This window comes from Alloalcanivorax marinus, from assembly GCF_016906305.1.
GTDB lineage: Bacteria > Pseudomonadota > Gammaproteobacteria > Pseudomonadales > Alcanivoracaceae > Alloalcanivorax > Alloalcanivorax marinus.
In genome coordinates this window covers 20,430-27,775 of sequence record NZ_JADDOL010000033.1, presented here as the reverse complement: position 1 = coordinate 27,775, position 7,346 = coordinate 20,430, and the positions used below count along the sequence as shown (strand labels likewise).

Sequence of the window (7,346 nt, the reverse complement as noted above, 5' to 3'; positions counted from 1 at the left end):
CAGGACGTTCGAAAGGGAGCCCCCAGGGACGGGTTCACGGCGTTCCCGGAAGGGCCTGACCCGGAACCGCGCCCCTAGCTGGAGAGTTCCCACGCCTTAACCTTGCTTGTTGTCCAAGCGGCGCTTGCGTACTATCCGCGCATGACGAAAAAGACCGTGGGCCGCCCCCGGGCCCGCGCCGGCGAAGGCGATCGCGGCGCCACCATTCTCGATGTGTCCGAACGTTTGTTCGCCCGCCACGGCTACGACGGTGTCACCCTGCGCACCATCGCCCGCGAGGCTGGCGTGGACGTGGCCCTGATCAATTACTACTTCGGCCCCAAACAACAACTCTTCGATACCGTCTTCCAACGCCGCGCCCGCATCCTCAACGACGACCGTCTGGACGCCCTGAACCGCGCCCGCGCCGAAGCCGAGCCGGACCCGGTGCCCCTGGAACGCATCATCGAAGCCTACCTGCGGCCCCTGGAAATGGCCCAGGAAAGCGAGGACCAGGGCTGGCGCAACTACTGCGCGCTGCTCGCCTACGTGAACACCTCACCGGTGTGGGGCCCGGTGCTGATGAGCCGCCACTTCGACGCCCCCATGGACGCCTTCGTGGAAGCCCTGTCGCGGGCCCTGCCGCACTGCGACCGGGGCGACCTCTACTGGTGCTACCACTTCATGTCCGGCTCCATGACGCTGACCTTCGCCAACACCGGCCGCATCAACGCCATGTCCGGCGGCCTGTGTCGCTCCGACGACTTCCAGACCGCCTACGACCGCATGATCCCGTTCGTGGTGGCGGGCTTCGAGCGGGTGTGCGGGCCGTTGAAAAGTCATCGCGGCTAAAGCGTCCGCACGCAGGCTGTTATTCGGTATCGCCATCCGGGCGGTCGGGTTCCCCGGCGGGTGTGGGTTCGTCCTGGTTACCGCCGCTTTGTGAGTCATTCTGTTCCTGGGCCTGCTCCGCCTTGGCTTCCACTTCCTCGGCGCTCTTCTCCTCGCCGATCCGGTAAGCCGCGAAGCCGGCATGGACCACCTGGTTCACCGCCATGCCCAGCACCCGCCCGTCGTAGGGCGCGATGATGGCGCTGCCGGTGTTGCTGATCGGGTCGGTGACGGTGCCGAGAATCTGGCCCTTCTTCACCTGCTCGTTGAGCTCCACCTCCGACAGCAGAATCCCGCCCTGGCCGGCGCGAATCCACTCGGACTCATAGAACACCGGCTGCGGAGCGCCCCAGAAGCGGCTCGCCTTGCGCATGTCCAGATTCTCCAGCAGTGTCTCCAGCGCCTGCACGCCGTAGTCCACCGCGTCGTCCTCCAGCCGGTTGGGGCCGCCGGCCTCCATGGTCACCGCCACGATGCCTTCGTCCACCGCGGCGGCGCGCAGCATGCCGCTGGAAGAGGGGCTGTGCAGCACCGTCATGCCGCCGAAGTGCTTGGCGAACGCCACCACCTGGGGGTTCTCCAGGTCGGCGCGCAACTGCGGCTGGTTGACCCGCTTCTGGGAACCGGTGTGCAAATCCACCAGGTAGTCGCAGTGGCGCACGATGTTCTCGAACAGGGAATACGCCACCCGGCTGGCGGCGCTGCCGTTCTTGCGGCCCGGAAAGTAGCGGTTCAGATCGCGCCGGTCGCTGAGATAGCGGGAGCCGTTGCGGAAGCCGTCCAGATTGACGATCGGCACGCCCACCACGGTGCCGGCCAGTTCGTCCGGTTCCAGCTCGTACATCAGGCGGCGCACCATTTCGATGCCGTTCAGCTCGTCGCCGTGGACCGCGGCGGTGAGACACAGGTGGGGGCCGGGCCGGGTGCCATGGGCCACCAGCACCGGCACCGGCGTGGCGATGGAGCGGAACGACTGGTCCGGGGTCCAGTAGAGGGTATCGAAGGTGCCCACCGGCACGGTCTTGCCGAGCAATTCCAGCGGCGCCACCGGGTCGGGGGTGGCGGGGACCTCGGTGGCGGTGTCGCCGGTTGCCTCACCGGCGGCCGGGTCCGCCCGGGTGTCGCCGGGGGCGGCCTGCTCGGTGGTGTCGTCATCCGGGGCATCGGTGGCCGCCGGCGGGCCGTCCGGGTCCTCCGGGCGCGGCGCCGCCTGGTCGGCGCTGGGCGGGGCGGCATGGCGGCCGTCCTCGTCCTCGCGTTCGTTGGCGGTGACGGGCGCGGCCAGGGCCACCAGGGTCAGGGCGATCAGGGTCCGGTTGAGAGTGGGTGTCACGAAACGCGTCCTCCTCGTCGGCCCGGGATCACCGGGCCGGTCATGACGGCCTCTGGTCGAGTTCCTCCCAGCGGCCATAGTGGTCGTTCAGAGTGTCTTCCAGCGTCTGCAGTTCACGCTGGGCGGTGGCGATGTCCTCCGCCGGCCCCTTGTAGAAGTCCGGATCGGCCAGCCGGTGTTGCACCGCGTCCAGTTCCGCCTCCAGGGCTTCGATCTTCTCCGGCAGCGCCTTCAGTTCCAGCTGCTCCTTGTAGGTCAGCTTACGCGGAGCGGCGCCCGGCGGCCCGTCGGCGGCCACGCTTTTTACCTTGGTTTCGGTTTTCGTGGCGGCGGCTTTGGGGCCGTCACCGTCGCCTTTGACGTCGCGCTCGCGGGCCGGTTCCGGACGCTGGCGCAGCCAGTCCTGATAACCGCCCACATAGCTGTTGGGATCGCCGTCGCCCTCGAACACCAGGGTGGAGGTCACCACATTGTCGATGAACTCCCGGTCGTGGCTGACCAGCAGCAGGGTGCCCTGGTAGTTCACCAGTTGCTCTTCCAGCAGCTCCAGGGTTTCCACGTCCAGGTCGTTGGTGGGTTCGTCCAGCACCAGCAGGTTGAACGGTTTGCTGAACAGCTTGGCCAGCAGCAGCCGGTTGCGCTCGCCGCCGGACAGGGAGCGTACCGGCTGCCGGGCCCGGGCCGGTTCGAACAGAAAGTCCTGCAGGTAGCCCATGACGTGCTTTTTGCGGCCGTTGATTTCGACCACGTCGGAGCCTTCCGCCAGGTTGTCGAGCACGCTTTTGTCGCCGTCCAGGGTGTCGCGCAGCTGGTCGAAGTAGGCCACCTGCAGCTGGGTGCCGGTCTTCACGGTGCCCCGGTCCGGGGGCAGCCGGCCCAGCAGCAGCCGGATCAGGGTGGACTTGCCACAGCCGTTGGGCCCGAGCACGCCGATGCGGTCGCCGCGCATCACGGTGAGGGAGAAATCGCCAAGGATCCGTTTGCCGCCCACCTGGCAGGCCAGGTGCTCGGCCTCGATCACCACCTTGCCGGAGCTGTCGCCCTGCTGGATCTCCAGCCCGGCGGTGCCCTGGCGGTTGCGGCGCTGGGCGTACTGGTCGCGCAGGCTCTTGAGGGCGCGCACGCGGCCTTCGTTGCGGGTGCGTCGGGCCTTGATGCCCTGGCGGATCCAGCGCTCTTCCTGGCTGAGTTTCTTGTCGAACTCGGCGTTGGCCCGTTCCTCGTTTTCCAGGGCGGCCTGTTTGCCGGCCAGGTACTTGTCGTAATCGCCGGGCCAGCTGGTCAGCTTGCCCCGGTCCAGTTCGATGATGCGGGTGGCCAGGGCGCGGATAAAGGCGCGGTCGTGGGAAATGAACACCAGGGTGGCCGGGTAGCTTTTCAGAAAGGTTTCCAGCCAGCGGATGCTGTCCAGGTCCAGATGGTTGGTGGGCTCGTCCAGCAACAGGATGTCCGGTTCGCGCACCAGCGCCCGGGCCAGCAGCACCCGCCGCTTCATGCCGCCGGACAGGCCGGCGAAGCCGGCGGCGCCGTCCAGATTGAGTTTGGAGAGCACCGTTTCCACCCGGTTGAACAGCTGCCAGGCGCCGTGGGCCTCGATGCGTTCGCTGAGCGCCTCGAAGCGAGACATGGCCTCGTCGTCGCCGGCGGCCAGGGCCCGGGTCAGGCGCTCGTGTTCGTTGAGCAGTTCGCCCAGCTCGCCCAGGCCGCCGGCCACCATTTCATGGACGCTGTGGTCCTGGTCGTCGGGCACTTCCTGTTCCAGGCGCGCCACGGTCAGTTCCCGGGCGGTTTCGATCTGCCCGTCGTCGGCCTGCTGTTCGCCGGTGAGCACCTTGAACAGGGTGGACTTGCCGGTGCCGTTGCGCCCCACCAGGCACAGCCGTTCGCCGGGTTCGATGGCCAGGTTCACCTGGTCGAGCAGGGGCTGTTCGCCGTAATGAAGATCGAGATCGCGGAGGGTAATCAGAGGCATGAAGAAAGCGGGTCGCGGTAGCCGGGAAAGGCGCCAGTGTACACCTGGCGGAGCCCGGCGAGCAGCCCCGCGCGTGCGTCGGACGACGGCCGGGCCGCGAGTAATGTCCGTGGAAGTGGCGGATGTCGCGGATAAACAATTGAAGCGGCGTCGGATTTGTTCCTGTATAGGACGAACATACCAAAAAGAGAAAATATCCCAGGGAGGGAGTCATGAAACGGATCCTTATCGGCTTGCTGATCTCAGCGGTGCTGTGCCCCGCCGCCCAGGCGTTCAAGCAGGAAACCCATCGGCGCCTGGTGGAAGACGCGGTCACCTACATGCAGAACCACCCCACCACCACCGGCTACGCCGACCTGCAGGCGGTGGCCGCCGCCGGGGGCTACACGGTGGCCCAGTTCGCCCAGGTGCTGGGGCAGAGCGCCTACGACGTGGACGACTTCCAGGACACCTATTTCTGCGGCGCGGTGACCGGCGACTGCGTCTACGCGCCGGTGTTCAACGCCGGCGCCTCCCTGGTCAACTACACCTCTTACTGGCATTTCCAGAACCACACCCAGGGCCCGGACGTGCACGGCAATGACCTGGGCGGCTACAACTATGAGCTGCTCACCGTGTGGGGCGACATCGACAACCTGGCGGCCACCTGGCTGGTGGGCGATTACATGGACGACGGCCCCGGCGGCATGACCGGCTGGTGGTCCAACGACGATTCCGAATACAACACCTACGGCATCACCGAGGCCAACTATCGCCAGGGCACCACCTCCACCAAGTCCATGTACGACGACTTCGAGGAGATGCCGTTCCAGCCCCTGGATAACCTGGCCCAGTACTGGTACGACCAGTTCCTGGCCAACCCCACCGCCCAGAGCCTGGGCTATGCGCTGCACGCCACCGACGTGGTGCAGCCGCACCACGTGTGGACCACCTCGGCGCTCAACCACAGCGGCTGGGAAGGCTGGGTGGCGGACTACTACGACAGCGAAAACCTGAACGACGACACCCTGGTGACCCAGGCCCTGGGCGCCTTCACGCCGCTGTCGTCCAGCGCCACGGACATCCGCCCGCTGCTCACCGAGGGCGGCCAGATCGCCTATGCCAACGGCGCTCTGGTGCTGTCCAGCACCGACCACGCCGACCGGGTACAGGTGGCGCGGGTGGTGGTGCCCCATGCCATCGCCATGGTGGTGCACCTGCTCGGCCACGCCAGCGCGCAAATCACTCAGTAAGCGGGGCCGATCATGAAGCGCTTTTGCACGGCCCTGATGGCGGGCGCGGCCTGCCTGTGGGCGGCGCTGGCGGTGGCCGCGCCGTCCGCCTCGGAGACGGTGGCGCGGGTGGACGGCAAGCCGCTGTCCGCCCGGGTACTGTCGGTGTTCGTGGCCACCGCCCGGGTGCACGAGCCGGACATTGACGCCCGGCGGGTGCTGGAGAATCTGGTGGACGTGCACCTGATGGGCGAATGGTTTCGGGAGGTCTACGCCGAGGACACGCCGGCGCCCCGGGTGGGCTATGACCGGACCGCCCTGGCGCGCCGGGACCTGGCCGCCCTGACCCGGGTGGCCTGGCGGGCGGGCCTGGCTGAGACCCTGGCCGCCTGGGAGTGGTCCTCGCCGCTGCGCGCGCTGAGCGCGCCACCGCGCCTGGACGACCCGGCCCTGGCCGCCATCCTCACCCCCCGGCCGGGTTTGCGGTTGGGTTTCGACGCCGCCCAGCAGGCGGCGGCGGAGCAATGGGTGCTGGCCCGCTACCGTTTTCCCGGCGCGGCCCCGCGCACCCTGACCCTGGCCCGGCTCTACCGGGCCCAGAACGTGGCCCTGAAAACCCGTTTCCACAATCTGGACCGGGCGGCGATGCAAGGCGCCGTGGAGGACTACGTGCGTCGGGCCTTCGTGCTGGACTGGTTCGAACGGCGGGCGCCGCTTGATGACGCCGACCGGGCCTGGATCCGTCAGCTGGTGCTGGACCGCCAGGACCAGCGCGCGCTGCTGCTGGCGCTGGGCCTCAGCGACGACCCCCACGACGACAACCCGCTGCTGGCGGAGGTGGCGGCGGGCATCCCGGCCCGGGAGATCGCGCGGTATTACCAGTATCACCGGGATCAGTTCGTGCGGGTGGAGAAAGTGCGCGCCGCGCGATTGTGGCTGCCGACCCCGGCGCTGGCCGAGGACGCCCGCCGCCGGCTGGCGGAGGGCGCCACCCTGGAGACCCTGGTGGCGGCCTATGGTGAACGGGACGGGGTGCGCTATCAGGCGCCGGCCTGGCTGGCCCGGGGCCGCGACCAGGACGCCTGGCTCACCGGCTTCGCCTTCGCCCAGACGCCGGGCCTGACGGCGCCGCCGATCCGTGCCCCCGGCGAGTCGGACCGCTGGGTGGTGGTGCGCGTGGACGAGCGGGTCGAGGGCTATCAGGCGGCGGACAGCGAGAGTGTGCGCTACCAGGCGTCCCGGGCCCTGGCGCGCACCCGCCTGCGGCAGCACTTGGAAACCGGGCTGGCGCGCCGCCAGAACGCCGCCGCCGTGCGCTTCTATTCGGAGGCCCTGTGAGAGGCGTGATACTGACGGCACTGGTGCTGGCCACCCTGGCCGGCGGTGCCGGCTGGTGGCCGGCCCCGCCACCGGACGCCCGGCCCCTCGCCGACGGGCGCGTGGACGCGGTGGACGCCCCCGCATCGGCGGCGTCCGCGCGTCCGCCGGTGGCCGGGGTGATCGCCGAGGACGCCGCCGCGCGCCGCCAACCGGTGCCGCCGGCACCCGCCGAAACCGCGCCGCCGCTGGCCGGCGGGGCGCCTCGGGTGGCGCCGGCGGCGGCCGCCTCCCTGGCCCGGGCCCGCCGGGACGGGGACCCGCGCACGCCGCCCCTGGCTCCGGCCCGGGAAGCCCGTGCCGCGCCACCGCCGGAAGTGCTCGAGGACCCGGTACGCTACCGGCGTTACGAGCAGGGCGAACGGATGGCCGTGTACGCCTCCTTTCTGGCCGCCTCCCAGCGCAAGATCCGTGAACTGGAGACGCTGGTGGCGCGGGGCGAGCGGGAGGGCCTGCCGGCGGAGCAACTGGCGGAGGGACGCCGCAAGCTGGAAGGCCTGAAGGCGCGCCGGCGGGAGCTCGGCGAACGTTATCCGGAACTGACGGCGCCGCCGCCCGAGGCGCCGGACGGGGCCGGCTGAAG

General features: G+C 69.3%; 6 protein-coding genes. 4 read left to right on the top strand and 2 right to left on the bottom strand.

Annotation, left to right across the window (positions count from 1 at the left end):
- The first annotated feature begins 141 nt into the window (after positions 1-141).
- Positions 142-831, top strand: coding sequence for a TetR/AcrR family transcriptional regulator (locus tag IM760_RS17670; protein WP_228233367.1), 690 nt, complete (start codon positions 142-144; stop codon positions 829-831).
- Positions 832-850: 19 nt separating this feature from the next.
- On the opposite strand, the gene IM760_RS17665 is transcribed toward IM760_RS17670, so the two are convergent.
- On the bottom strand, positions 851-2,203 hold the full coding sequence (locus IM760_RS17665) for a succinylglutamate desuccinylase/aspartoacylase family protein (protein WP_338021414.1): 1,353 nt from the start codon (positions 2,201-2,203) through the stop codon (positions 851-853).
- 40 nt (positions 2,204-2,243) lie between these two features.
- Positions 2,244-4,175, bottom strand: a complete 1,932-nt coding sequence (locus IM760_RS17660) for an ATP-binding cassette domain-containing protein (RefSeq protein WP_204431550.1) — start codon at positions 4,173-4,175, stop codon at positions 2,244-2,246.
- Between the two features lie 212 nt (positions 4,176-4,387).
- Here IM760_RS17660 and IM760_RS17655 point away from each other — a divergent pair, with 212 nt between their 5' ends.
- Genes IM760_RS17655 through IM760_RS17645 form a run of 3 tightly spaced genes read left to right on the top strand, consistent with a single transcriptional unit; the run spans position 4,388 to position 7,344 of the window.
- The gene (locus IM760_RS17655; protein WP_204431549.1) at positions 4,388-5,407 is read left to right on the top strand and encodes a phospholipase C/P1 nuclease family protein; all 1,020 of its coding nucleotides are present in this window, start codon (positions 4,388-4,390) and stop codon (positions 5,405-5,407) included.
- Between the two features lie 12 nt (positions 5,408-5,419).
- The gene (locus IM760_RS17650; RefSeq protein WP_204431548.1) at positions 5,420-6,724 is read left to right on the top strand and encodes a peptidyl-prolyl cis-trans isomerase; all 1,305 of its coding nucleotides are present in this window, start codon (positions 5,420-5,422) and stop codon (positions 6,722-6,724) included.
- Complete coding sequence (locus IM760_RS17645; RefSeq protein WP_204431547.1) at positions 6,721-7,344, top strand: hypothetical protein; 624 nt, start codon at positions 6,721-6,723, stop codon at positions 7,342-7,344. The genes IM760_RS17650 and IM760_RS17645 overlap by 4 nt, the downstream gene beginning before the upstream one ends.
- Positions 7,345-7,346: the final 2 nt, after the last annotated feature.

Coding starts and splice junctions, on each gene's coding strand:
- IM760_RS17670 (WP_228233367.1), top strand. CDS start 142: ATGACGAAAAAGACCGTGGGCCGCCCCCGGGCCCGCGCCGGCGAAGGC.
- IM760_RS17660 (WP_204431550.1), bottom strand. CDS start 4,175: ATGCCTCTGATTACCCTCCGCGATCTCGATCTTCATTACGGCGAACAG.
- IM760_RS17655 (WP_204431549.1), top strand. CDS start 4,388: ATGAAACGGATCCTTATCGGCTTGCTGATCTCAGCGGTGCTGTGCCCC.
- IM760_RS17650 (WP_204431548.1), top strand. CDS start 5,420: ATGAAGCGCTTTTGCACGGCCCTGATGGCGGGCGCGGCCTGCCTGTGG.